Source organism: Arthrobacter sp. 10N418 (assembly GCF_056394725.1).
The window spans coordinates 60039-84815 of sequence record NZ_JBFTIK010000010.1 but is presented as its reverse complement, the minus strand read 5'-3'; the positions used below and the strand labels follow the sequence as shown (position 1 = coordinate 84815).

Below are 24777 nucleotides of genomic sequence, written 5' to 3'. Positions count from 1 at the left end.
GCGAGCTTCCGCCTTCTCTGTTCAGTCATGGGTGTTCACGGCCAGCATCAAACCTATCCTGCCCTGCCAGCAGCCGGACGATGCCTGCCACTGCGGCCCGGCCGGCCCGGTTGGCGCCGATGGTCGATGAGGACGGCCCGTAGCCGACGAGGTGGACCCGCGGCTCCGAGGCAACCTGTGTGCCGTCCATGGCGATGCCGCCGCCCGCGCCGCGCAGATGCAGCGGGGCGAGGTGTTCGAGCTCCGCCCGGAAGCCGGTGGCCCACAGGATCACGTCGGCGGCCTGGAACGTGCCGTCGGCCAGCCGCACGCCGTCCGGCTCTATCGCGGTGAACATCGGGTGCCGGTCAAGGACGCCCCGGGCGGCGGCGGCGCGCAGGGCCGGAGTCCAGATCAGTCCGGTCACGGCGACGACGCTCTGCGGCGGGAGGCCCTGGCGGACCCGCTCCTCCACGAGGGCGACGGCGTCGTGCCCTGCCTGGCGGTCGAACGCGGCGTCCCGCCAGAGGGGTTCGCGGCGGGTGAACCAGGTGGTGGAGGTGACCTTGGAGATCTCATCGAGGAGCCCGACAGCCGAAATGCCGCCCCCGACGACGATCACGTGCCGGCCGCGGAATTCTTCGGCGGAGACGTAGTCCGCGACGTGGAGCTGGCGCCCGCGGAACGAGGCCTGCCCCGGGTAGATGGGCCAGAAGGGCCGGGTCCAGGTACCGGTGGCGTTGATGAGGGTCCGGGCGGACCACTCACCGCGCGAGGTGGTGATCCCGAGCAGGCCGGCAGGATCATCATCCTGCCGCCGGACGGTCTGCACCCTGACCGGCCGCTCGATGGCCAGGCCCAGTTCCTCCTCGTAGCCGCCGAAATAGCGGGTGAGGAAGCTGGAACTTGCTTCTGCCGGGTCGACGGCCGGCTGTCCGATACCGGGCAGGTCGCTGATGCCGTTGACGGTTGCCATGAGCAGGCTTTTCCAGCGGTGACGCCAGGCGCCGCCGGGGCCGTCCTCGGCGTCGAGCACGATGTACGTCCCGGCCGGGCCGCCGGCGGCGGGTTGGGGATCCGCGGCACCGGCGGCGGCGGGTTGGGGATCCGCGGCACCGGCGTCAACGGCTCCCGGATTCGTTTGCCCGGGGGTCGACGCCCCGGGAGCCGCGGCGCCCGCGGGTGCGAAGCCGCGGCGCTGCAGGTGGTACGCGGCCGAGAGGCCGGCCTGGCCGGCCCCGATGACGGCGACGTCGGCGAACCGCGGCCCGGATCTTCCTGACGACGCTGGCGTAGAGCTGGGTGGGACCGTCGCCGTCGACTGTGCAGTCGATGTCGTGGTCGCCGACACCGCCGTGGACGCCGGCGACCCGGCCCCGGCCGTCATGACCGGGGGCATGGGAGCAGGACGTCGTTCACGTCCCCCATTTTAGTGGCAGCAGCGGCCGCCCCGATGAGGGAGCGGCCGCTGACGGATCCGTGATGCGAAGAAACGTCCGGGCGGGAGGCTCCTCGCGTCGACAAATTACGTGATTGTGGTGCCGGTGAGCGGGGACCAGGAGATCCGTCCTCCCTGGTAGTTCTGGGTGACGCTGCCGCCGCCGGTGCCGTATTCGTCGGAGGTCGGGTAGCCAAGACGACCGGCCAGGAAGCCAGTGGACGCCCAGGCCTGGCGGATGGCGCCGGCCGTGGGGTGCGCGCCGGTGGTGGCGGACCAGATGATCGCTCCGCCCTGGTAGTCCTGGTAGCAGCCGCCGCCGGGCTGCCCGCAGACCACATCCGAGGTCGGATACCGCAGGATCCCGGTCAGGAATCCCGTCCGGGCCCAGGCCGCGCGGACCTCCCCGGAGGTGGGGTGCGCGCCCGTGGCTGCGGACCAGATGATCGCTCCGCCCTGGTAATCCTGGTAGCAGCCGCCGCCGGGCTGGCCGCAGACCACATCCGAGGTCGGATAGCGCAGGACCCCGGTGAGGAACCCTGTGCGGGCCCAGGCCGCGCGGACGGACCCTGACGTGGGGTGCGCGCCCGTGGCTGCGGACCAGATGATCGCTCCGCCCTGGTAATCCTGGTAGCAGCCGCCGCCGGGCTGCCCGCAGACCACATCAGACATCGGATAGCGCAGGACCCCGGTCAGAAACCCCGTCCGGGCCCACGCCGCGCGGACCTCCCCGGAGGTGGGGTGCGCGCCCGTGGTCGCGGACCAGATGATCGCCCCGCCCTGGTAATCCTGGTAGCAGCCGCCGCCGGGCTGGCCGCAGACGACGTCGCCGGTGGGGTAGCCCATGAATCCGGTGAGGAACCCGGTGCGGGCCCAGGCCGCGCGGACCTCCCCGGAGGTGGGGTGCGCGCCCGTGGTCGCGGACCAGATGATCGCCCCGCCCGGGTAGTCCTGGTAGCAGCCGCCGCCGGGCTGCCCGCAGGTTATTGGTGTGGTTGAGGTGCCGAGGCCCGGGTTCGCGGCCGCCGCCGCCTGGATCTCGGTGGTGGCCGCGGGCGGGACGGTTCCCCCGCCACCGCCGCCGCCGCCTCCTCCTCCGCCGCCGCCGGGGAGCGTGCCCGGAACCGGACCTGGGGTTTCGGAGCCGCTATTGATGATCACGTCGTCGGCGTAGATGTCGCCCATCTGCTGGTCGTGTTCGGCCCCAAGCTGGGCCATATCGAATTTTGTCGCACTGATGCTGACCGTTTGGGCAAAGACAGACTTGTCATCCCACCAGATCTGCACCCCGGTCGTCGCACCCTTGGGCACGACGTGCATCACCAGATGATGCCAGGTGCCCAGGGCAACGGTGGGAACCAGGGTGGTGTAGACGAAGCCCTGCCCGCCAAGCACCCGAAGCACCAGGTCATTGGTGATGTTATGCCGGAAGACGTCGAGGTACCTGATGCCGCCGGAAAAAAACCGGAAGTACGGAACGTCGTTCCCCGCGACACCCTCCGTCGTGATGTTGAACCAGCCGTCCGTGTACGCCTCCTTCATCCCGGATGCCAGGCCCACGGACATTTTGGCGATCGAGCCGTTGTCCGTGGTTGCATGCAGATGAGCCGAGCAACCTGGAGAGTGCGAGAACGCGGAGGAGACCGAGACGGTTCCGGTGAGCGCGGTGAAGGGGGTGAACGGGGACAGGGCGCCCGATTCAAAGTTCGTGGCCGCCGCCGTCGTCCCGGGATATGGATCCGCGGGCGCGGGCGTACCCGGTGTGCACGCCGCGGGGGCAGCCACGGCCGGCCCGCCACTAAATGCGATCGAACCCACCAGCGGTATGCCAAGCGCAATTGCCAGAAACAGCCGAAGAAGCCTTCTCATTGATCTGCCCTCCCACATCGTGATCTGTTGTTCAGCTCCGGGGATGCAAGGTGTCTGCCAATTGGGTCATACCCACGATCGGACCCAGTTCCGGCGGCCACGTACCCCGCCAACGCAAGCGTTCCGCGCCCTCGGGACCAAGCCTCTTCTGTACGGCGCTGCGCGTTATTTAAGTTCACGGATTCCACACACTTCGAGGGGCTCCACTGCCCCGGGCCGCACCGCTCCCGACACTGATCGGGAAGGGCCTGCACTAGTCCCGCACACGAGCCCGGGCCGGCATCAGGGGGCCTCACCTATCGAAGTCTTCACACCGGATCACCAGGCGGGCGGGCCGCCACCAGCGTGTGCGTCTGTAATCGAGGAATGGTCTGATGGCGCATTGTGAGAGACCCGCTTCCGACTGCCAAGTTGTACCAGGCAACTAGTAATGACCACGACCCTAGGAGCCGGGACTGTCCGGCGCACGCGTAGCGACTACTCGGATTGTGGGGATCGCCACGCGTCTGATACTTGTATGTCGGGAACGGACTTCTCGGTAGAACGGGATGCGGACTGTACGCCCGGTCCGAGGCGGGCCGGACCCGGAGGAGGGCACGGGCCGCCGGCCGGGCGTTTCGGCCCATCCCAACCTCCGGGTGGGCTTAAAGAAATGAGGCCCCACTCAGTGAGTGAGGCCCTTTTCGGTGGAGCTGAGGGGACTCGAACCCCTGACCCCCTGCATGCCATGCAGGTGCGCTACCAGCTGCGCCACAGCCCCGAATTTTCTTCGGAAGAGCTGCTCCGGGCTAACTGTCTTCCCGCAAGCAACCTGATCATCTTAAACCACAAATCCGGATCACGCGAATCGGCAGGCGTTTCGGCGGAAACCCTGTTTTGGCTGTAGAACCAATGAAACGCCGGGCAGAAAAAATCCGCCGGAATCTTTCGATTCCGGCGGATTATCCGGTGGAGCTGAGGGGACTCGAACCCCTGACCCCCTGCATGCCATGCAGGTGCGCTACCAGCTGCGCCACAGCCCCGAATTTTCATTGCTTCGTCTCCGTCCGCTGACGCGTCCGAATCCGGATTTTTGTCCGGATCTCTCCGAAGCAACTCAAATATCTTAGAACAGCCTTTCCGAAAATTCCAAATCGGGCATATTCAGGCTGCTCCCGGTACGGCGGTCCGTGCCGTACCGGGCTGCTACTCCGTCTCGGTGCCCGCCGCGGCCTTGGCCGAGGCGTCGTCGCCGAGCTGAAGGTCGACGACGGGGCAGTCTTTCCAGAGGCGTTCCAGGGCGTAGAACACGCGGTCTTCTTCGTGCTGGACATGGATGACGATGTCGCCGTAGTCCAGCAGGACCCAGCGGCCGCCGGAGCGTCCCTCGCGGCGGATCGGCTTGAGGTCGAACTTGGACAGCTCATCCTCAACGCCGTCAACGATCGCGTTGACCTGCCGTTCGGACGGGGCGGATGCGATCAGGAAGATGTCGGCCAGCGCCAGCCGCTCGCTGACGTCCATGGCCATAATATCTTCGGCGAGCTTCTCCGAGGCAGCGCGGGCTGCGTGGCGGGCTGTGGCGATGGCTGAATCTGTTGCAGTCACGGGACTCCTTGTTGTGGTGTAAAACGTGTGATGGTGAAGCTGAATGCGGGCTGCGGCGCTAGCGGGCCAGGCCGGTCACGATCAGGATGATGCCGGCGATGAGGGCACAAAGGCCCAGTGCCAGCACGCCCAGCTGCAGGATGCGGAGGCGGCGGGCCCTGCCGAGGCCGGCCGTGGCTGCGTCGAGGGGGTCGAGGCCGTATGCGGAGTTCGCGGCCACGGGCGCCCTGCCGGGGAAACTCTCCTCCGGCTCCAGCGCTGCCGGATTCCCGGCCGCGGCGCCCGCGGGCGCTGCGGCTCCGGCCGAGGCCAGGGCGGCAGCCTCCGCGCGGGCCAGGACGCCGGCTCGGCCGGTCGTGGGTCCCGACCCCCGCTGGCGGGACAGCCCTGGGCGGCGCGTACCGGACTTCCGTGGCGCCTCGACCCGGGGGCCGGAGTTGGTGACGACCGGAACGTAGGACGTGGCAGGGCGCTTCATGACGGGCCGCTCCACGCCGGGGACCTGGACGAATTCCAGGGGCGTAACCATGGCAAGGTTGTTCGCGGTGGTGGGATCGTTCCGCGGCGGGGCGGGCTGGCTGTTTTGCTCGGCCAGCTTCTGTTTGGCGGCCGCCCGGCGGTTCAGCACGGCGGCACGCTCGGCCAGCGCAATCTGTTCGGCAAGGACCGCGGGATCTACAGCGTCGGAGGCCGTGGCCGCGATGTGCTCCAGCTTTGCCACCTGGTTGTGCGCCTGCTCCACGAGGAGTTCCCGCGCGGCGAGGGCTTGTTCCACCGACATGCCCGCCGGCGGCTGTCCCCCGGCTCCCGGGGCGCCGCCGTCTGTGTCATGCCCAGGAGCCTGCGGCCCCTTGGCGGGCGCGCCGTTGCCTGTTGTGTCATTGCCTGTTGTGTCATTGCCTGTTATGTCATTACCCGACGGCTTCGTGGCGGGCGCGGCGTCGGACGGCGCGACGACGGGGACGGCGCGGGTGCGCGGGGAGACAGGGACGATGGTGTTGGCGGCGGTCGCTGGGGCCGTTTCGGCGGCCAGCTGCAGGAGCCTTAACTGGCGTCGAGTGGGCGGGCCCCCGGCTGCCAGGTGGCCCTCTTTTTCCGCCAGCTCCTTGATGGTGCGGAGCGCGGCACGGTCCCTGGCGCGGACCTGCGAGGACCGTTCCGGGCCGCCGCGGGAAGGGTCGCCCGGGGCATCGACAGCGGCGTTGGGAACCCTGCGGCGCCCGGTAATTTCCGCCTCTGTCGGCTCGCCCGGATCGCGGAGGGCGGAGGGCCCTGGCGTTTGCTTTGAGGCAGGCGGAACCTGTCCCGGAAGGACGGACCCGGGTTCCTGGGTCGCTTCCGGGCGTTCATCTCTGGCCTGGCGCAGTTCGCGGCGGCTGCGGATGGGAGGCTGTTCCTGACTCATTGCAAACTCATTCGGTGCTGGCTGGTTGGTTTATCTCGATGGCTGGCCCGTACGGTGCAGGGTCGGTCCCGCCGGTATTGTCCGTGGCCCCGTCGGCGGGGTCTGCGGTGTCCGGTTCGCCGTCGTACAGGCCGTACTTGGCGATGTACTGGACAACGCCGTCGGGCACGAGGTACCAGACGGGGTTCCCGGCGGCCACCCTGGTCCTGCAGTCTGTGGAGGAGATGGCCATGGCCGGCACCTCGAGCAGGCTGACGTCCTTGCGCCCCATCCCGTCCAGGACGTGCCCGGGGCGGGTGACGCCCACGAAGTGCGCGAGCGACCAGAGTTCGTCGATGTCTTTCCAGGAAAGAATCTGTGCCAGGGCGTCCGCGCCGGTGATGAAGAACAGATCCGCGTCCGGGCGCAGCATGCGCAGGTCGCGGAGGGTGTCGATCGTGTAGGTGGGCCCGGGCCGGTCCACGTCCACCCTGCTGACAGTGAAGCGCGGGTTCGAGGCCGTGGCGATCACGGTCATGAGGTACCGGTGCTCTGCCTCGCTGACCTTTTTGGCCATCTTCTGCCAGGGCTGTCCCGTCGGCACGAACACGACTTCGTCCAAGTCGAACTTGGCCGCGACCTCGCTGGCCGCGACAAGGTGGCCGTGATGGATCGGATCGAACGTGCCGCCCATCACTCCCAGACGCAGACGGTGCCGGGCGCCGTGCTGCTTCATGGTGGCGGAAATATTAGTGGCCTTGGCTGTGGTCGTGCTTGTTCGGGTGCTGGCGGTGCGGGTCCGAGTGTTCGTCGACTGCATCGTGGCGCAGGCCCAGGTTGGAATAGGACAGCGTGATCAGCATCAGGATGACAAGGAGTCCGAACATCGACGCCCCGATCACGAACGGCGGTGCAATGAGCGGGGCCAGTTCCTCGTTGGCGGCTGAGCCAGCGGCGGCGACGAAAGTGGCGATCTGCTGCGAGAGCATGTTCTCCCCTAGTGTGTTCAAAAATTGACGACGGCGGAGGTGTCCGCCGTTCCGGTCTTCCGTTCTATGTTACAGCGTTGCTAGCCCCTGATCTGGCCCTCGCCCTGCACGATCCACTTCGTGGTGGTCAGCTCGGTCAGTCCCATCGGACCGCGCGCGTGCAGCTTCTGGGTTGAAATACCCACCTCGGCCCCGAGGCCCAGCTCGCCACCGTCCGTGAACCGGGTGGAAGCGTTCACGATCACGGCGGCCGAATCGACGTCCGCGATGAAGCGCTCCGCGTTGGCGAGGTCGTTGGTCAGGATGGCCTCCGTGTGCCCGGTGGACCACCTGCGGATGTGCTTGACGGCCTGATCGAGGCTGTCGACCATGGCCACGGCGAGGTCCAGGTCCATGTATTCGGTGGCCCAGTCCTCGTCCGTCGCGGGAACCGAGTCGATCGACGCAGGCAGGGCGGCGCGGATCCGTTCGTCCACATGCAGTGTGACGCCGGCGGCGCGCAGTGCCTGGGCAACGGCGGGCAGCACGGTGGACGAGGAGTGGACCAGCAGCGTCTCCACGGTGTTGCAGACGCTGGGCCGCTGGGTCTTGGCATTCAGCAGGATGTTCACGGCCATTTCCTCGTTCGCTGAGGCGTCAAGGAAGATGTGGACATTGCCTTCCCCGGTCTCGATGACGGGCACCGAGGAGTTCGTCACAACGGTCTGGATCAGGTCGCGGCCGCCCCGGGGAATCAGGACGTCCACGCGGCCGCGGGCCCGCATGAGCGCATTGGCGCCGTCACGGCCGTACTGGTCCACGGTCTGGACAGCGTCGGCGGGCAGACCGACGGAGTCGAGGGCGTCCCGGAGGATCGCGACGAGGGCGGCGTTCGTCGCCGCGGCAGCACTGCCGCCGCGCAGGATCACGGCGTTTCCGCTTTTCAGGGCCAGACCGGCGATATCGACGGTGACGTTGGGACGGGCCTCGTAGATAGCGGCGACAACGCCCATCGGGACGTTAATCTGGCGCAGCCGGAGACCGTTGGGCAGCGTCTGGCCGCGGACCACGTTGCCCACGGGATCGGGCAGGGTGGCGAGCTTTTCCAGGGCCGCGGCGAGGGCATCGATCCGCGTCCCGGTGAGGGTCAGCCGGTCCAGCAGGGCGGCGCTGGTGCCGCGGGCCCGGCCGGCGGCAACGTCGTTGGCATTCGCTGCCAGGATGTGGCTCTTGGCGGCCAGCAGCGCGGCCCCGATAGCGCGCAGGCCGCGGTCCTTCCAGGCCCGGTTGGCGTGCGCCATCTTGCGGGCGGCCTGGCGGGAGCGGTCGGCGATGGCGTGGACGGCAGCCTCGACGTCCGCCGCCGCTGAAGCGGCCGTGGCCTCCGGTCCGGCCTGGACCTCCCGGGCGTCTCCGGACGGTCCGGCAGAGGGCAGGACGTCAGCGGTCACGCCTTCGGCGAGCACGCTTTCGGAGAGCACGGCGGGGCGGGGGGTGAGGGCCTCAGTCATGCTCCCAGTTTAGGCGCGCGGGCAGCTCAGACCAGAACGAGGTCGTCAACATGAACAATTTCACGGTCATATCCGCGGCCCAGTGCCTTGCCGAGTTCCCGCGTCGAGCGGCCCAGCATCTGGGGCAGTTCGGCCGCAGAGTAGTTGACCAGTCCGCGTGCGATCACCGTATTGTCGGCGGACACCATTTCCACGGCGTCGCCTGCCTCGAAGTGGCCGTGGACGGCGGAGATGCCGGCAGGCAGCAGCGACGTGTGGCGGTCGCGCACGGCCTTCACGGCGCCGTCGTCGAGCACCAGCGTGCCCTGCACGGACGCGAGGTGGGCCAGCCACAGCAGCCGGATCGGCTTCCGTGCACCGTTGATGGAGAACCAGGTCCCCACGTCCTCCCCGGCCAGCGCGGCGGCCGCGTTGGCGGTGGACGTGACGAGGGCGTGGATGCCTGAACCGGCTGCGATGCTGGCGGCTTCGACCTTGGTGAGCATTCCACCGGTGCCCACGCCCGCCTTTCCGGCCCGGCCAATGGATACGCCGTCGAGGTCGCCGGGGCCGGCGACGTGGGGGATCCGTTTGGCGCCGTGCGAGGGCGGACCGTCGTAGAGCGAGTCGACGTCGGAGAGAAGGACGAGGGCGTCGGCGCGGACCAGGTGGGCCACGAGGGCGGCGAGCCGGTCGTTGTCGCCGAAACGGATCTCGTGCGTCGCGACAGTGTCGTTCTCGTTCACCACGGGCACGACCCCGAGGTTGAGCAGCCGGTCCAGGGCGCGGAAGGCGTTGGTGTGCTGGCTGCGCCGCATGAAGTCATCAGCGGTCAGGAGCACCTGGCTGACGGTGACGCCGTGCGCCCCGAACGCATGGGTGTAGCGGGCCATGAGCAGACCCTGGCCCACGCTGGCGGCGGCCTGCTGGGTGGCGAGGTCGCGGGGGCGTTTCTCCAGTCCCAGCGGCGCGAGCCCGGCAGCGATCGCCCCAGAGGACACGAGGATGATTTCGGTGCCCTCGTTGCGCTTGTGCGCGAGGGCATCGGCGAGGCCGGTCAGGGCTTCCTCGGAGATGCCGCCCTTGATGGACGTCAGCGAGGACGAACCGACCTTGACCACGATCCGGCGCGCCCCGGACAGCGCTGCGCGGTCGGGGGCTGCGCGGTCCGGGGTGCGGGATGAGCCGGGTTCGTCGACGGTTTTACTCGTCATCTGTTTCGCCCAGTCCACTCTCCTTGAGCGGCTTGGCGACCCTGCGGCTGCTGACGGATTCGGTCCAGATGCCGGCCTTGCGCTCGGCTTCGAGCTCGGCGCGGGCGGCGGCCTTGGCCTCGCGGCGTTCGATCTGCTCGTCGCGCTTCTGCCCGCGGGTGGGGCGGTCGCCGATGTCGGCGAAGCGCACGTCGGTGCCGCGGGGCGCGGCGAGCAGTTCCGCGCCGGCCATCATGGTCGGCTCCCAGTCGAAGACGACGCCGTCGTCCTCGCCGATGACCACCGTGTCGCCCGGCACGGCACCCTGCTTGAAGAGTTCGTTCTCGACACCAAGCTTGGCGAGGCGGTCGGCGAGGTAGCCGATCGCTTCCTCGTTGGTGAAGTCGGTCTGCTTGACCCAGCGGACGGGCTTGTCGCCAATGACGCGGAACAGCGGCTCGAGGTTCTTCTCTTCGCGGCGGATCTTGAAGCCGGACTCGTTGACGGCGCGCGGCTTCAGGATCGGGGCGTGCACCTTGGGCGGCGCGGCGGCGAGGGCGTCGCGGGCGGCCTGGACGATTTCACCCATGGCAAAGCCGAGCTGGCGGAGGCCCTCGTGGCTCGTGGCGGAGATCTCGAAGACCTTGTAGCCGCGGGATTCGAGTTCCGGCCGGACAAACTCGGCCATGTCCTTGCCGTCGGGCAGGTCCACCTTGTTCAGGGCCACGAGGCGGGGGCGGTGGTTCAGCGGAACCACCTGGCCGTCGGCTCCGCTGTAGCTCATGTCCACGGCGTACTTTTCGAGTTCAGCCTCGATGATGGCCAGGTCCGAGAGCGGGTCGCGGTCCGACTCGAGCGTGCCACAGTCCAGCACGTGCACCAGGGCGGCGCAGCGTTCGACATGGCGCAGGAAGTGGTGGCCGAGGCCCTTGCCTTCGCTGGCGCCCTCGATGAGGCCCGGGACGTCGGCAATGGTGAAGCGGACGTCGCCGGACTGGACGACGCCGAGGTTCGGGATGAGCGTGGTGAAGGGGTAGTCGGCGATCTTGGGCCGCGCAGCCGACATGGCGGCGATGAGGCTGGACTTGCCGGCGGAGGGGAAGCCGACGAGGGCGATGTCCGCGATGGACTTCAGTTCCAGGACGACGTCGCTGGACTCGCCTTCGATGCCGAGCAGCGCGAAGCCGGGGGCACGGCGCTTCTGCGAGGAGAGCGAGGCGTTCCCGAGTCCGCCAATGCCGCCGGCGGCCGCGATGTATTCGGCCCCTTCGCCCACGAGGTCGGCCAGGACGGTGCCGTCCTTGGATTTCACCACGGTGCCCACGGGGACCGGAAGGATCAGGGTTTCGCCGTGTTTGCCGGCTCGCCAGTCGCCCATGCCGGGACCGCCGTTGGTGGCGTGCCGGTGCGGGGCGTGGTGGTAATCAAGCAGGGTGGTGGTCTGGGGATCGACACGCAGGATGACGTCGCCGCCGTTGCCGCCGTTGCCGCCGTCGGGACCGCCGAGGGGCTTGAACTTCTCGCGGTGGACGGAGACACAGCCGTGGCCGCCGGTACCGCCGGATACGTGCAGTACTACCCGGTCTACAAAGCTCGCCACGTGGATCTCCTCAGTGCTGTTCCCCGGGGCCCAGAGGGTCCCAAGATGATTGTAATGCGGTTAAAACACCGGTGGAGCGGACCTAATGGCCCGCCCCACCGATTTAGAACTTGTTGTTACTCTGCAGCTGCAGCAGCCACGATGTTCACAACGCGACGACCGCGGCGGGTGCCGAACTCGACGGCGCCGGGGGCCAGGGCGAACAGGGTGTCGTCGCCGCCGCGTCCTACGCCGGCGCCCGGGTGGAAGTGGGTGCCGCGCTGGCGGACGATGATCTCGCCTGCGGAGACTACCTGGCCGCCGAAGCGCTTGACGCCGAGGTACTGGGCGTTTGAGTCACGACCGTTGCGAGTGGAACTCGCGCCTTTTTTATGTGCCATTTGAAATGCCTGCCTTTAAAATTCTGGGGAATCTGCTGAAAACCTGAACAGTAACGAGTGGTTACTTGATACCGGTGATCTTGACCTTGGTCAATTCCTGACGGTGACCCTGGCGCTTCTTGTAGCCGGTCTTGTTCTTGAACTTCTGGATGACGATCTTCGGACCACGAAGGTCTTCGAGGATCTCAGCCGTAACCGTTACCTTGGCCAGGTCCGCGGCAGCGGACGTGACCTTGTCACCGTCTACCAGGAGCAGTGCGGGCAGCTCAAAGGTGCTGCCGGCTCCACCGGGGACGCGGTTCAGGGTAACGAAGTCTCCAACGGAAACCTTCTCTTGGCGGCCGCCTGCGCGGACAATCGCGTACACCACTGGGGAACTCACTTCTCTCGACGTTTATTACTAGATTTGCGTGCGGAACCTGGGGCCAATGTGTTCGGACCGGCTCACGCTGTGCCTCTACGCCGGTGGATTCCCCGGGGGAATCCATGAGCTATCCCGTGGACAACGCCATCCGAAAATCGAATGAACTGTCCTCAAGGTCATAACCCAAGTATTGGCGTAAGCACCGAAGGTCTAGACTACGCTAATTTTGCCTTCGGCCGCAAACGAGGCTGGTTCCGGCGGGCTCTGCGTGATGGACGCCACTCTCTTTGGACAGAGCGATCCTGCAGCGACTTCCCGAACCGTGCCCGACTATCGTACAGGCTGCACGGGCCAGGTCGGTTCAGGCGTGCAGGCGCGGCGCGTCGAAAAATGCGACCTCGTAGCGCGAGGACTGGCGGAAGGCCAGGGCCATGGCCTCCCTCTCGGACGCCGAGGCGTGCCTGGCTGCCGCGTCGGTATACGCGATGGCCTGCCGGGTCGCGGCGGCAAATCCTTCGTCGGCGTAGGTGCGGAGCCACACGGCATAGGGATGGCTTCCCGGGGAACCCGCGGCGAGGAACTGTCCGTGCAGGGCCTCCCCCACCTCGGCGTAGAGCCAGAAGCACGGAAGGGCCGCCGCCACCAGCACCGCGTAGCTGCCGGATGCCGAGGCGGCCAGCAGGTGGTCGACATAGGACTTCGTGACCGGACCCAGGGTGGCTTCGGCGGAGCGGGTGCTGAGCCAGGTCCGGTGCAGCTCCGATTCCACCTCGAGGCATTGCTGCGCCGAGCCGGCCCAGAACAGTTGCTCGGCGTCCGAGGGCGCGAGCGCGGCGGCACGGGCCAGGACCCGTGAGTAGCCGTTGAGGTAGATGGCGTCCTGCGCAAGGTAGTAGGCAAACTCGTTCTCGGGCAGCGTGCCGTCGGCCAGGCCCCGGATGAAGTCGAGGGCATGGATTGCCTCCAGATCGCCGGCCGCCTGGTTCCGGAGCGCCTCTACGAACTCGCCCTCCGCCGGGGCGCGGTCCGGGATGCGGCCGTGCCCCTCCGTGAGGTGCTGAAGATGATGGAAGTGGTGGACGGGGCCGTTACCGGAGCCGACGTCCAGTCCGTTTGCAGCCCGCAACGCACCCTGCAGCCACGGTTTGACCTCCCGCAGCGCTGCCTCCCAGTCCCCCACCCGGGCCTGCACCGTGGCCATGGCCGAGGACAGGGAGCACCCTGTGCCGTGGCTGTTGCGTGTGGCGACGCGCTCCCCCGGCACCACGACGGTCTCCTGTCCCAGCAGTCCTCCGGTGTTGACGAGCGCGTCCGGGCAACCGCCGCCGCTCCCGCCCTCCCGGTCTTTCAGGTGGCCGCCCTTGACGAGGACAGTGGTGCCGACCAGCGCGGCCAGGCGTTTGCCCTGCTCCAGGGCCTCGTCCCAGTCCCCGGCGACGGGTTCATGTAAAAGGATCGCCAGTTCGGCGAGGTTGGGCGTGATCAGGTCGGCGAGCGGCAGTAAGGCGTGGAGCGCGGCTTCAGCGGATTCCTGCAGGAGGCGGTCCCCGCTGGTCGCCACCATCACGGGATCCAGGACCACGACGGCGGGCCTGACCTTTTCGAGCCAGCTGCGGACGGCGTCAATCACCGCGGCGTCGCCCAGCATGCCGATCTTCACGGCGTCGATGCCGATGTCGTCGCTGATCGCGTTCAGCTGCCGGGTAAGGAACGCTGCCGGCGGAACGTGGACCGCCGTGACTCCGCGCGTGTTCTGCGCGGTCAGCGCCGTGATCGCCGCCATGCCGTAGCCCCCGTTCGCGGCGATGCTCTTCAGGTCCGCCTGGATCCCCGCGCCGCCGGACGGGTCGGAACCGGCGATGGCCAGGACGCGGGGAGGCCGGGTTTGCGCGGACCGGCGTGGCGGGTACGGAAGAAATGATGAGGACAAGAGAGACATCCCTTCGCCGGTGCTAGCCGGACAGGTTCAACGGGTCTGGATCTCAGCCGGCCCAATGCGCGGCACCCCGTGTCAGTGCTCCAGCCTAGCCTCATCCGTTAAATAACCGCGGGTGCGGCCCGGTTCCGGCGTATTGCTACGCCGGTCCGGGCCGCACCCGCGGTCCTGCCGGGCCGGGCCGGCTAGAGCTCCGAGGCCGGTACGCCGACGCCGAGGATGATCGGCTCGCTGGCTGCCGGCTTGGCTGCCGGCTTGCCCGCGGCAGGCGCCTTGGCTTCATGAACCGAAACGGCTGCGGCCGATGCCGTTGCCTCGCGGTGCTGGACGGACGTCTCGTTGGCTGCGCCCTGGGCGCGGCTGGCGCTCCGGTTGCGGCGTCCGCGGCGGCCGCCGGACGTGGTGCCGGTCGCGACAGCAGGCTCGGGAACAGCAGGCTCGGAAACCGTGGACTCCGGAACAGTCGCCACGGCCGCAGGGGCCGCGGCTTGGCCCCTCGCCGGACGGCGCTGCGCTTCGGCCCCTGTGCTTTCCCCGGCTTCGCCGAGGTGGGCGAACGCCTCGGTCAGGAGGTCGAGCGTCAGGGAAGGCACCTGCGACTCCTCGGCGTGTTCGACGAAGGGCAGGGCAACCTGCTCGCCGCCGAAGGTCAGGACGGCGCCTGGGCGTCCGGCTGCTTCCTCCGTGGCGGCAAGCTTCGTGACTGCGTCGACGGCGGCCTGGCGGGCCCCCGCTTCGCTGGCAGCGGCTGCCTCCCCGTCGTGCAGGTGGGCGGCGTGTGCTGCCGCGGCGATGTTCGCCAGGGCTGCACGGGTCGCCTCGGCTTTGGCGTGCCGCTCCGCCTCGGTGGGTTCGGCGTGCACTGCTGCCGGCGCGGACGGGGTTGCTTCCGGGGTGCCCTGGCCGCCCTTGCCGCGGCGGCGGCTCTTGCGCTCGGTCCGCGCTGCGGGCTGGGCCTCGGCACGGGGAACGTAGTGTTCGGCGGCGACGGTATTGGCGCGGCGGTGCTCGACGGGCTCGTCGTGGGTGACAATTCCGCGGCCTGCGCAGGCTTCGCACTGTTCGCCGAAGACCTCGAGCAGCCCCGTGCCCATCCGCTTGCGGGTCATCTGAACGAGCCCCAACGAGGTCACCTCGGCCACCTGGTGCTTGGTGCGGTCCCGGCCCAGGCACTCCACCATGCGGCGCAGCACGAGGTCGCGGTTCGATTCCAGCACCATGTCGATGAAGTCGATCACGATGATGCCGCCGATGTCGCGCAGCCGCAGCTGCCGGACGACTTCCTCCGCCGCCTCCAGGTTGTTCTTGGTGACGGTTTCTTCAAGGTTGCCGCCGCTGCCGGTGAACTTTCCGGTGTTGACGTCCACCACGGTCATGGCCTCGGTGCGGTCGATCACGAGGGAACCGCCCGAGGGCAGGAAGACCTTGCGGTCAAGGGCCTTGTGGATCTGCTCGTCGATGCGCCAGGCAGCGAAGATGTCCGTGTCCTTTGTCCACTTCTCGAGCCGGCCCACGAGGTCCGGTGCCACGTAGGTGACGTAGGCCTCGATGGTGTCCCAGGCCTCCTCGCCGGAGACGATCAGCTTGGAGAAGTCCTCGTTGAAGACGTCGCGGACCACCTTGATGGTCAGGTCGGGTTCGCCGTAGAGCAGCTCCGGGGCAAGCATCTTGGTCGAGGTGGCTTGGCTCTCGATGCCCTCCCACTGGGCGCGGAGGCGGTTGATGTCGTGCGTCAGTTCTTCTTCGGAGGCACCTTCGGCCGCGGTGCGGACGATGACGCCGGCGTCTTCTGGCAGGCGGTCCTTGAGGATCCGCTTGAGGCGGTTGCGTTCGACGTCGGGCAGCTTGCGCGAGATGCCCGTCATGGAACCGCCGGGCACGTAGACGAGGTAGCGGCCGGGCAGCGAGATCTGGCTCGTAAGCCGGGCGCCCTTGTGGCCGACCGGGTCCTTGGTGACCTGGACGAGGACTGAGTCGCCGGACTTCAGCGCGTTTTCGATCCGGCGCTGCTTGCCTTCGAGGTTGACGGACTCCCAGTTCACTTCGCCCGCGTACAGCACGGCGTTGCGGCCGCGTCCGATGTCGACGAAGGCCGCTTCCATGGAAGGCAGGACGTTCTGGACCTTGCCCAGGTAGACGTTGCCGATCAGGGAATCCTGCTGGGTCTTGGAGACGAAGTGCTCGGCCAGGACCCCGTCTTCGAGGACGCCGATCTGGATTCTGTCGTCGCGCTGGCGCACGATCATCTGGCGGTCCACGGATTCGCGGCGGGCCAGGAACTCGGCCTCGGTGATGACAGTGCGGCGGCGGCCGGTGTCGCGTGATTCCCTGCGGCGCTGCTTCTTGGCCTCGAGCCGGGTGGATCCCTTGACGGACGTGACGCGGTTGTTGACCGGCGCCTCCGACATCGCGCGGGGCGCACGGACGCGGGTCACGGTGTTGGGCGGATCGTCGTCTCCCCCGCCGGTGAGCTCGAGGTCCTGGTCACCGCGGCGGCGGCGCCGACGGCGGCGCGAGGTCACGCCGTCTTCCAGCATTCCCTCCGGTTCTTCTTCGGCTTCCTCCGCGGAGCCTTCTTCATCGGTTTCGGACTCAGTGCCGGTGCGGCTGGTGCGGCCGCGGCGCCCGCGGCTGCGGCGGCGACGGCGGGACCCGGCGTCCTCGCCTTCCTCGCCCTCTTCCTCATCGGCGTCCTCCGTCTCCGCGGCGTGAGCCGGAACTGGAACCGGGCGAACAACGGTGCTGAGGTCGGGGGCCTGGAAAATCATCGAGGTGACCATGCCGGGCTCGAGGAACAGCGAGGAGGCGGCGGACGGCGCTTCGGCGGGCTTCCCGCCCGCCTCTTCCGCGGGAGTGTCGCGCGTTTCGACGGCTGCTTCGGCGGGAGTTTCGCGCGTTTCGACGGGCGCTTCGGCTGCCTCCGCGGCCGGGGCCCCGGCTGCGGGCACTTCGGCGGCCGGGGCGGCTGCCTTGGCGCGGCTGGCCCGGCGTCGGACGGGCTTGACGGCGGGAGCGTCACCAGCGCCCGTCCCGGCCGCAGCCGCCTCGGCGGCGGGTGCAGTTCCGGCCTCTTCGGCGAACGCGGGCAGCGGTTCGGCGGTTTCGGCGGTCTTGCGGGCCCGGGTGCGGCGGACAGGCGCCTTCTTGGCCTCGGGGGCGGATTCGGCGCCCGGGTTGTCCACGGGGGCTTCAGCCGCGGCGGCGGCTTCAGCAGCAAGCGTTGCTTCCTCGGCGGCGACGACCGGGTCAACGGGGGCTGTCTTGGCGACAACCTTGCGGCGTGTCCGGACGGCCCTCTTGGGCGCTACCGGAGCAGCTGCTTCTGGTGCCTGATCGGGGACGATCGGTTCGTCGTTAACCGTTACAACCTGGTCATTTTCCATATGTGGCGACACTCCTGCCCCCGATGTACCGCCACATCCGGCACCCGTTGGGGCAATTATTTGTCAACACCCGCAGGCATTGACAGAAGTCAATTGGATACCCTCAGGTTCGCACCGGCAGTGGGGTGCGGCAGCCCTGGAGGGCCGGCGAGATTGTTTGTGGAACCCGTTGACGTTCACGCCACAACCAGGTGCCGTCCAATGGCATTGCGGGACAGCCCGGATCAGAGGATCCGCAGCTCCCTGCTCATCATTGGCGGTCTTGAAACAAAATCGCCGGACCGGAATCCGGATGTGGATCGGGTTCCAGCCACGATCATTGTCTCACAGGAGCCGTCGAATCAGGCGGAAGCAGGGCGGGGACAGTTCACGGATCGCCGGGACGGAGGCGGCCGGACGCCGTTCCACGGTGGCGTCCAGCCTGCGGCGATACAATCGGGGCCAGAAGCACCGAGCCAAAGGACCTATATTCCATGCCCAGCATTTCCAGCACCGCCGGCGGTGCAACCATGCACGAGCCGCAGTCCGGTCCGGCCCCGGCGGACCGGAGCCTTCCGACGATGACCCGCGACCGCCCGTTCGCATGGCTGCTGCTGATCACCGGCGTGATCGGCTGGCTTGCCTCCGGGGCGCTGGTGCTCGAGAAGCTGGAAGTGCTGAAGGATCCAAAGCACGTCACGGTTTGCGACGTGAACCCCTGGATTTCGTGCGGGCAGGTCATGCAGACGCCGCAGAGTTCCGCGTTCGGTTTCCCCAACATGTTTATCGGCATCGTGGCCTTCGCGGTCATCATCACCACTGCCATGGGGATCCTCGCGGGCGCAAAGTTTGCCCGGGGGTACTGGCTCGGGCTTCAGGCCGGCGTGACGCTGGGCTTCATCTTTGTGGTGTGGCTCTGGTCCCAGGCCCTGTACGCCATCCACATCCTGTGCCCGTTCTGCATGATCGTCTGGGCCGCCATGATCCCCCTGTTCGTCTGGGTGACCATCCGCAACGTCTCCCACGGAGTGATTCCCCTGCCCGCAGGACCGACGAGGATCCTCGGCGACTCCGGCTGGATCATCGCGGCTCTGCTGTACGTCGCCGTGATCGCCACCATCTTCTTCGCCTTCATCCAGGTCTTCATCGGAACGTCCGGCTACTAGGAGCGCAAACCCCACCGGGTGACAGAAAAGGCCAATGTTCATCGCGAACATTGGCCTTTTCTAGCGCCTCGGTGCCTTAGCGCCTCGGTGCGGGTCAGTCCTGGAACCAGATCTTGATCTCACGCTGGGCGGACTCCACCGAGTCCGAGCCGTGGACCAGGTTCTGCTGCACGGCCAGGCCCCAGTCGCGGCCGAAGTCACCGCGGATGGTGCCCGGCGCCGCCGTCGTCGGATCCGTGGTGCCGGCAAGGGAGCGGAAGCCCTCGATCACGCGGTGCCCCTCGAAGATAGCCGCGACAACCGGGCCGCTCAGCATGAACTCGACCAACGGCTCGTAGAACGGCTTGCCGACGTGCTCCTCGTAGTGCTGCTCCAGCAGTTCACGGCTCGCGTGGACCTTCTTGAGCTCCGCCAGGGTGTAGCCCTTGGCTTCGATGCGGCCGAGGATGGCGCCGGTCAGGTTGCGGGCGACGCCGTCGGGCTTGATCAGGACGAGGGTGCGCTCAATGCTCACAGCTGCTCCAATGTGTCGGGGTGGGGTTCGGGACAAGTCTACGGGTTCGGCGCGCCGGTTTCAGGCTGGCTGCCGGCGGGGTGCGCGGCGTCCCAGGCGGCCTGCTCGCGTTCGCGTTGGGCCGCTTCGCGGTCGATCCGGATACCCGTCCGGATGCCGTACCACCAGGAAAGCGCAAAGAGGGCGCCCACGACGTACATGGTCGGCTCCACGATGCCGGAGAGAATCAGCACGAGCTGCAGGATCCAGCCCAGGCCCACCCCCCACGGCTTGGAGACGACAGCGCACGTGAACACGAGCACGAGAGCCAGCCCGATCCCCACGGCGAAGATCAGCACCGGCGGGACCTCACTGCGGCGAAGGCCGAACACGGCCAGGGTGCCGAAGAGGACCACGAACGCTTCCAGCAGCAGGACCGTGGAAGCGAACATGACCTTCGTGGAGCGGCGCTTCCTGGGCATGCCCGGGCGCCACTCGCGCTGGGCTTTGGTCAGTCTGGGCATGGCTTAGGCATCCGCCTTTCCCAGCAGGATCCGCGCTTCCGCCACGAGGGTTATGGAGCCGGTGACGAGCACGCCGCCGGCCAGGTCCTCGTTGGCTTCCGCCCGTTCCACGGCCCATTCGAGGGCGTCGTCGAGTTTCTCCGCGACGTGGATGTTGTCCTCGCCGAAGCCCAGATCGATGGCGAGTTCCGCCAGGTCTTCCGCCGGAACGGCCCGGGGCGAGTTGGACTGCGTGAAGCAGTACTCCTCGGCGAGGTCGCCCAGGGACTCCTTGAGCTGGCGGAGGATTTCCTCGGCGTCCTTTTCCTTCAGGACCCCCACCACCACGACAAGCTTGGTGAAGCTGAAGGCCTCATGGATGGCCTCGGCCGAGACCCGGACGCCTTCAGGGTTGTGCGCGGCGTCCACAATGATGGTGGGCGCCGTGCGGACCACCTCGAGCCGGCCCGGTGAGCTGACAGACGCGAAGGCCTCCTGCAGGATCTCGGGATCGAGCGCTTTTTCGCCCCCGAAGAACGCCTCCAGCGCGGCAATGGCCACAGCGGCGTTCTCGGCCTGGTGTGCCCCGTGCAAAGGCAGCAGCAGGTCTTCGTAGCGCCCGGCGATGCCCTTGATGTCCACCACCTGGCCGCCCACGGCCACGGTGCGGGACTCGACGCCGAACTCCACGCCCTCGAAGCGGAACGGTACCTGCAGCTCCTTGGCCTTTTCGAGCAGCACCTGGGCAGCATCCATCGGCTGCGCGGCACTGATGAGGAAGCCGCCGGGCTTGATGATCCCAGCCTTTTCGTAGGCGATGTCCGCGGTGGTGTCGCCGAGGAGCTCCGTGTGGTCCAGGGAGATGGGGGTGACCACGGAGACCTGGCCGTCACCGACGTTGGTGGCGTCGGTGATGCCGCCCAGGCCCACTTCGATCACGGCGACGTTCACCGGCTGGTCGGCGAAAATCGCGAACCCCAGGATAGTCAGGCACTCGAAGTAGGTCAGCCGGGGCTGGTCCTCGGCCTCAAGCTCCGCGTCCACAATCTGCAGGTACGGGCGGATCTCGTCCCAGATCCGGACGAAGGTCGCATCCGATACGGGGTCGCCGTCGATGCTGATCCGCTCCGTGACCTTGGACAGGTGCGGGCTCGTGTACCGCCCGGTGCTGAGCCCGTGGGCGCGCAGCCCGGCCTCGATCATGCGCGCCGTGGACGTCTTGCCGTTGGTGCCGGTGATGTGGATGATCGGGTAGGCCTTCTGCGGCTCCCCCAGGATGTCCATGGCCCGGCGCAACGGCGCCAGCCGGGGCTCCATCTTGTTTTCCGGCGCCCGGCCCAGCAGCTCGGCGTAGACGCTTTCTACGGAGAATTCGTCGGTCATTGCTTAGGCCTCTACTTTTTCGGCGGCATGTTCAGCGGCTACTTTTTCGACGCTGACCTGCGGTTCCTTGACGTCGGCCGGAACGGTTTCCAGCCGGACCGTCAGGGTTTCGGTCTTGACGAGGTCTGCGTTGGACAACAGGGCCTCAAGGATGTGCTGCGCCGCGGTGACGGTGGTGCGGATCCGGTCGCTGACGTTGAGCCCGGCATCCTTGCGGGCCTGTTGGATGGCGCGGACCATGTCGCGGGCCGCGCCCTCGGCCTCAAGTTCCGGTGTGACTTCGGTGTTGAGGACCACGAACCCGCCGCCCGGCAGCACGGCAGCCGCTCGTGAGCCTTCGCCTTCCGCCGCTTCCGCAACCACGGTCTCAAGGGTGTATTCCTGCGGCTCGAGCTCGAGACCGCCGGAAACAACGACACCGTCGACACCGTCGATTGTTTGGACCGACCAGTCGCCGGATTTGGAGCCCTTGATGGCCTGCTGGACGTTCTTGCCCAGGCGCGGACCCGCGGCCCGGGCGTTGACCACGAGCTTCTGTTCGATGCCGAACTCCTCCGGGGAGGCGCTCCCGGCGTCGAGCAGGCGCACCGAGCGCAGGTTCAGTTCATCGGCGACGACGGCGGCAAAGCCTGCCAGCGCGTCCGCTCCGGGTGCCACGACGGTGAGTTCCTGAAGGGGCAGGCGCACCCGGAGGTTCGCGGCCTTGCGCAGCGAGGATCCGGTGGAGCAGATCTGCTGGACGCGGTCCATCGCCTCGACGAGTCCGGCGTTCGCCGGGAACCGGTCCGCGTCCGGCCAGTCGGCCAGGTGCACGGAGCGGCCGCCGGTGAGGCCGCGCCAGATCTCCTCGGAGACCAGCGGCAGCAGCGACGCGGCCACGCGGCATACGGTCTCGAGCGCGGTGTAGAGCGCGTCGAAGGCGTCCACGTTCTCGTCGAAGAAGCGCTGGCGGCTGCGGCGGACGTACCAGTTGGTGAGCATGTCCAGGTAGCCGCGCAGTTCGTCGCACGCGCCGGAGATGTCGTAGCTGTCCAGCTGCGCGGTCATGTTGCGCACCAGGTCACCGGTGTTGGCCATGAGGTACTGGTCCAGCGTGTCCGTGTAGCCGTCGTACCGCAGCTTCGCGTCGTACCCCATCCCGCCGGCTGCGGCATTGGTGTAGAGCGTGAAGAAGCTGTACACGTTCCACAGCGGCAGGATGACCTGCCGGACGCCGTCGCGGATGCCCTGCTCGGTGACCACAAGGTTGCCGCCGCGCAGGATCGGGCTGGACATGAGGAACCAGCGCATCGCGTCGGAGCCGTCCCGGTCCAGGACCTCGGAGACGTCCGGGTAGTTGTGCAGGCTCTTGGACATCTTCTGCCCGTCGGAGCCCAGGACGATGCCGTGGCTGATGACGTTGCGGAACGCCGGCCGGTCGAACAGCGCGGTGGAGAGGATGTGCAGCATGTAGAACCAGCCGCGGGTCTGGCCGATGTACTCCACGATGAAGTCCGCGGGGTTGTGGGTGTCGAACCATTCCTCGTTCTGGAAGGGGTAGTGCACCTGGCCGTAGGGCATGGAGCCGGAGTCGAACCAAACGTCCAGCACGTCCTCGACGCGGCGCATGACGGACTGGCCCTGTTCCGGGGTGCGGGGGTCGTCGGGGTTGGGCCGGGTGAGCTCGTCGATGAAGGGCCGGTGGAGGTCGACCTGGCCTGCCTTGTTCAGCGGCAGGCGGCCGAAGTCGGCCTCGATCTCGGCGAGCGAGCCGTAAACGTCGGTGCGCGGGTAGTCCGGGTCGCTGGACTGCCAGACCGGGATGGGGCTGCCCCAGTAGCGGTTGCGGCTGATGGACCAGTCGCGGGCGTTGGCCAGCCACTTGCCGAACTGGCCGTCCTTGACGTTGCCCGGGATCCAGTTGATCTCCTGGTTCAGCTCGGACATGCGGTCCTTGAACTTGGTGACCTCGACGTACCAGGAGGACACGGCGCGGTAGATCAGCGGGTTGCGGCAGCGCCAGCAGTGCGGGTAGCTGTGCTCGTAGCTCGCCTGGCGGACCAGCCGGCCCTGGGCGCGCAGCACCTGGGTGATCGGCTTGTTGGCCTCGAACACCTGCAGACCGGCGATCCCGGCGAGATCTCCATGGCCGAACAGCGGCAGGAACTTCGCGCCTTCGTCGACGGAAAGGACGACGGGGATGCCGGCCTCTTCACAGACCTTCTGGTCGTCTTCACCGTAGGCCGGGGCCTGGTGGACGATGCCCGTGCCGTCGGTGGTGGTGACGTAGTCTGCCACGAGGAAACGCCAGGCGTTCTCGGTGCCGTACTTCTCGGCGTCGTGGAAGTAGTCCCACAGGGGCTCATACTCCAGGCCTTCGAGCTCCGTGCCGATGTGGCGGGAGGTGACGGCTGCCTCGGCGGCGGCGGCGCCTTCGGTGCCGTCTCCGTAGCCGAGGTCCTTGGCGTAGGCGCCGAGCAGGTCCTCCGCGAGCAGGAAGCGGCCCGTGACGGGCGCCTCGGCCGTGGCGGCCTTGACGCCGTTCGGGCCTGCCGGCAGGACCACGTAGGTGATGGCGGGCCCGACGGCGAGCGCCAGGTTGGTGGGCAGCGTCCACGGCGTCGTGGTCCAGGCGAGCGCCTGGACGCCTTCGAGCTGCCTGGACAGCTCCGACTTCCCTGCGGTGATGGGGAACGTGACCGTGACGGTCTGGTCCTGGCGGTTCTTGTAGACGTCGTCGTCCATGCGCAGTTCATGGTTGGACAGCGGCGTCTCGTCCTTCCAGCAGTACGGTAGCACGCGGTAGCCGTTGTACGTCAGGCCCTTTTCGTGCAGCTGCTTGAAGGCCCACAGCACGGATTCCATGTACTCGACGTTGAGGGTCTTGTAGTCGTTCTCGAAGTCCACCCAGCGTGCCTGCCGGGTGACGTAGCTCTTCCACTCGTCGGCGTACTTCATCACGGAGGCGCGGCAGGCGTCGTTGAACTTGTCGATGCCCATGGCTTCGATCTGGGTCTTGTCCGTCATGCCCAGCTGCTTCATGGCCTCCAGCTCGGCCGGCAGCCCGTGGGTGTCCCAGCCGAACCGGCGCTCCACCCGGCGTCCGCGCTGGGTCCGGTAGCGGCCCACGAGGTCCTTGGCGTAGCCGGTCAGCAGGTGGCCGTAGTGCGGGAGTCCGTTGGCGAAGGGAGGCCCGTCGTAGAAGACGAACTCGTTGCTGCCGGGCTTTCCGCCGGGAAGGTCGGAATCGCGCTGGTCGATGCTCGCCTGGAAGGTGCCGTCCTCGTCCCAGTACTTGAGGATGCGCTCCTCGATCTCCGGGAACTTCACGGAGGCGGATACGCCTGCGGCGCTGGAAGCTGCGTTGGACGCGGAGGTGGTGGCGCCGGCGCCTGTCGGTGCGGCTGAGGCCTTGGGGTAGTAAGTCATCTCGACATCCTGGGTTGAGCGGTGAACAAAACAATCATTCAGGATGCGAGGACGGCCCGTGCGCTGTTGTCCAACTGCTGGACGACGCCACCCGGCACCGCGGTACCACCTCACTTACCGCACCGGACCGCCACCTTCAGGGAAGGAGGAGCACCGGCGTCGGCCGCTCAATTACTGCTGTGACGGGCTTACCCGTCCGGTTCTACTGGTCCTGCCGCGTTCGCACCACGTCTGTTGTGCCGCGCCCGCGCCGGGGCGTTCTTCCGGAAGCTCA

18 protein-coding genes, 2 tRNA genes and 1 riboswitch are annotated in these 24777 nt (G+C 67.8%); of the genes, 1 reads left to right on the top strand and 19 read right to left on the bottom strand.

From position 1 onward, the window contains the following. Nucleotides 1–25: 25 nt before the first annotated feature. The 15 genes from AC1DCZ_RS10115 to AC1DCZ_RS10045 all read right to left on the bottom strand — a co-directional run bounded on the left by AC1DCZ_RS10115 (nt 26) and on the right by AC1DCZ_RS10045 (nt 17571). Nucleotides 26–1378 carry an NAD(P)-binding domain-containing protein gene (locus AC1DCZ_RS10115; RefSeq protein ID WP_476974458.1) on the bottom strand — a complete coding sequence of 451 codons (1353 nt, stop codon included), beginning with the start codon at nt 1376–1378 and terminating at the stop codon, nt 26–28. A gap of 126 nt (nt 1379–1504) precedes the next feature. Beyond that, the gene (locus AC1DCZ_RS10110) at nt 1505–3286 is read right to left on the bottom strand and encodes a hypothetical protein (protein WP_476974457.1); all 1782 of its coding nucleotides are present in this window, start codon (nt 3284–3286) and stop codon (nt 1505–1507) included. 687 nt (nt 3287–3973) lie between these two features. Further along, nucleotides 3974–4046: transfer RNA gene (locus tag AC1DCZ_RS10105), tRNA-Ala, on the bottom strand. A 189-nt stretch (nt 4047–4235) separates the two neighbouring features. Beyond that, nucleotides 4236–4308 (bottom strand) — tRNA-Ala (locus AC1DCZ_RS10100). Nucleotides 4309–4471: 163 nt separating this feature from the next. Next, entirely contained in the window at nt 4472–4873 is a 402-nt protein-coding gene (gene rsfS, locus AC1DCZ_RS10095; protein WP_476895728.1) for a ribosome silencing factor, read from the bottom strand. Nucleotides 4874–4931: 58 nt separating this feature from the next. Next, on the bottom strand, nt 4932–6278 hold the full coding sequence (locus AC1DCZ_RS10090; protein WP_476974456.1) for a hypothetical protein: 1347 nt from the start codon (nt 6276–6278) through the stop codon (nt 4932–4934). Between the two features lie 7 nt (nt 6279–6285). Continuing rightward, a complete protein-coding gene (gene nadD, locus AC1DCZ_RS10085) occupies nt 6286–6993 on the bottom strand; it encodes a nicotinate-nucleotide adenylyltransferase (RefSeq protein ID WP_476974455.1) in 708 nt (235 codons plus the stop codon). A 13-nt stretch (nt 6994–7006) separates the two neighbouring features. Then, nucleotides 7007–7246 (bottom strand): hypothetical protein, encoded by a 240-nt coding sequence (locus tag AC1DCZ_RS10080; protein ID WP_476974454.1) that lies wholly within the window; start codon nt 7244–7246, stop codon nt 7007–7009. An 80-nt stretch (nt 7247–7326) separates the two neighbouring features. Then, nucleotides 7327–8736 (bottom strand): glutamate-5-semialdehyde dehydrogenase, encoded by a 1410-nt coding sequence (locus tag AC1DCZ_RS10075; protein ID WP_476974453.1) that lies wholly within the window; start codon nt 8734–8736, stop codon nt 7327–7329. A gap of 26 nt (nt 8737–8762) precedes the next feature. After that, a complete protein-coding gene (gene proB / locus AC1DCZ_RS10070) occupies nt 8763–9929 on the bottom strand; it encodes a glutamate 5-kinase (RefSeq protein ID WP_476974452.1) in 1167 nt (388 codons plus the stop codon). After that, nucleotides 9919–11508: a GTPase ObgE gene (obgE, locus tag AC1DCZ_RS10065; protein ID WP_476895723.1), complete on the bottom strand. Its 1590-nt coding sequence runs from the start codon at nt 11506–11508 to the stop codon at nt 9919–9921. The genes proB and obgE overlap by 11 nt, the downstream gene beginning before the upstream one ends. Nucleotides 11509–11624: 116 nt before the next feature. Further along, the gene (gene rpmA / locus AC1DCZ_RS10060; protein WP_069952019.1) at nt 11625–11888 is read right to left on the bottom strand and encodes a 50S ribosomal protein L27; all 264 of its coding nucleotides are present in this window, start codon (nt 11886–11888) and stop codon (nt 11625–11627) included. A 61-nt stretch (nt 11889–11949) separates the two neighbouring features. After that, entirely contained in the window at nt 11950–12258 is a 309-nt protein-coding gene (rplU, locus tag AC1DCZ_RS10055; RefSeq protein WP_018773353.1) for a 50S ribosomal protein L21, read from the bottom strand. A 355-nt stretch (nt 12259–12613) separates the two neighbouring features. Then, nucleotides 12614–14191 (bottom strand): bifunctional hydroxymethylpyrimidine kinase/phosphomethylpyrimidine kinase, encoded by a 1578-nt coding sequence (locus tag AC1DCZ_RS10050; RefSeq protein WP_476974451.1) that lies wholly within the window; start codon nt 14189–14191, stop codon nt 12614–12616. Beyond that, a riboswitch (TPP riboswitch) is annotated at nt 14174–14271 on the bottom strand. It overlaps the preceding gene by 18 nt. A gap of 102 nt (nt 14272–14373) precedes the next feature. Further along, nucleotides 14374–17571 (bottom strand): Rne/Rng family ribonuclease, encoded by a 3198-nt coding sequence (locus tag AC1DCZ_RS10045; RefSeq protein WP_476974450.1) that lies wholly within the window; start codon nt 17569–17571, stop codon nt 14374–14376. 473 nt (nt 17572–18044) lie between these two features. On the opposite strand from AC1DCZ_RS10045, the gene AC1DCZ_RS10040 reads away from it, so the two are divergent. Then, a complete protein-coding gene (locus tag AC1DCZ_RS10040) occupies nt 18045–18716 on the top strand; it encodes a vitamin K epoxide reductase family protein (protein ID WP_476974449.1) in 672 nt (223 codons plus the stop codon). 94 nt (nt 18717–18810) lie between these two features. On the opposite strand, the gene ndk is transcribed toward AC1DCZ_RS10040, so the two are convergent. The 4 genes from ndk to ileS are packed head-to-tail and all read right to left on the bottom strand — an operon-like array spanning nt 18811 to nt 24503. Then, nucleotides 18811–19230 (bottom strand): nucleoside-diphosphate kinase, encoded by a 420-nt coding sequence (gene ndk / locus AC1DCZ_RS10035; RefSeq protein ID WP_476895719.1) that lies wholly within the window; start codon nt 19228–19230, stop codon nt 18811–18813. Nucleotides 19231–19268: 38 nt separating this feature from the next. Next, entirely contained in the window at nt 19269–19733 is a 465-nt protein-coding gene (locus AC1DCZ_RS10030; protein ID WP_476895718.1) for a DUF4233 domain-containing protein, read from the bottom strand. A 3-nt stretch (nt 19734–19736) separates the two neighbouring features. After that, a complete protein-coding gene (locus tag AC1DCZ_RS10025; protein ID WP_476974448.1) occupies nt 19737–21095 on the bottom strand; it encodes a bifunctional folylpolyglutamate synthase/dihydrofolate synthase in 1359 nt (452 codons plus the stop codon). A 3-nt stretch (nt 21096–21098) separates the two neighbouring features. After that, nucleotides 21099–24503, bottom strand: coding sequence for an isoleucine--tRNA ligase (gene ileS, locus AC1DCZ_RS10020; protein WP_476974447.1), 3405 nt, complete (start codon nt 24501–24503; stop codon nt 21099–21101). Between the last annotated feature and the right edge of the window lie 274 nt (nt 24504–24777).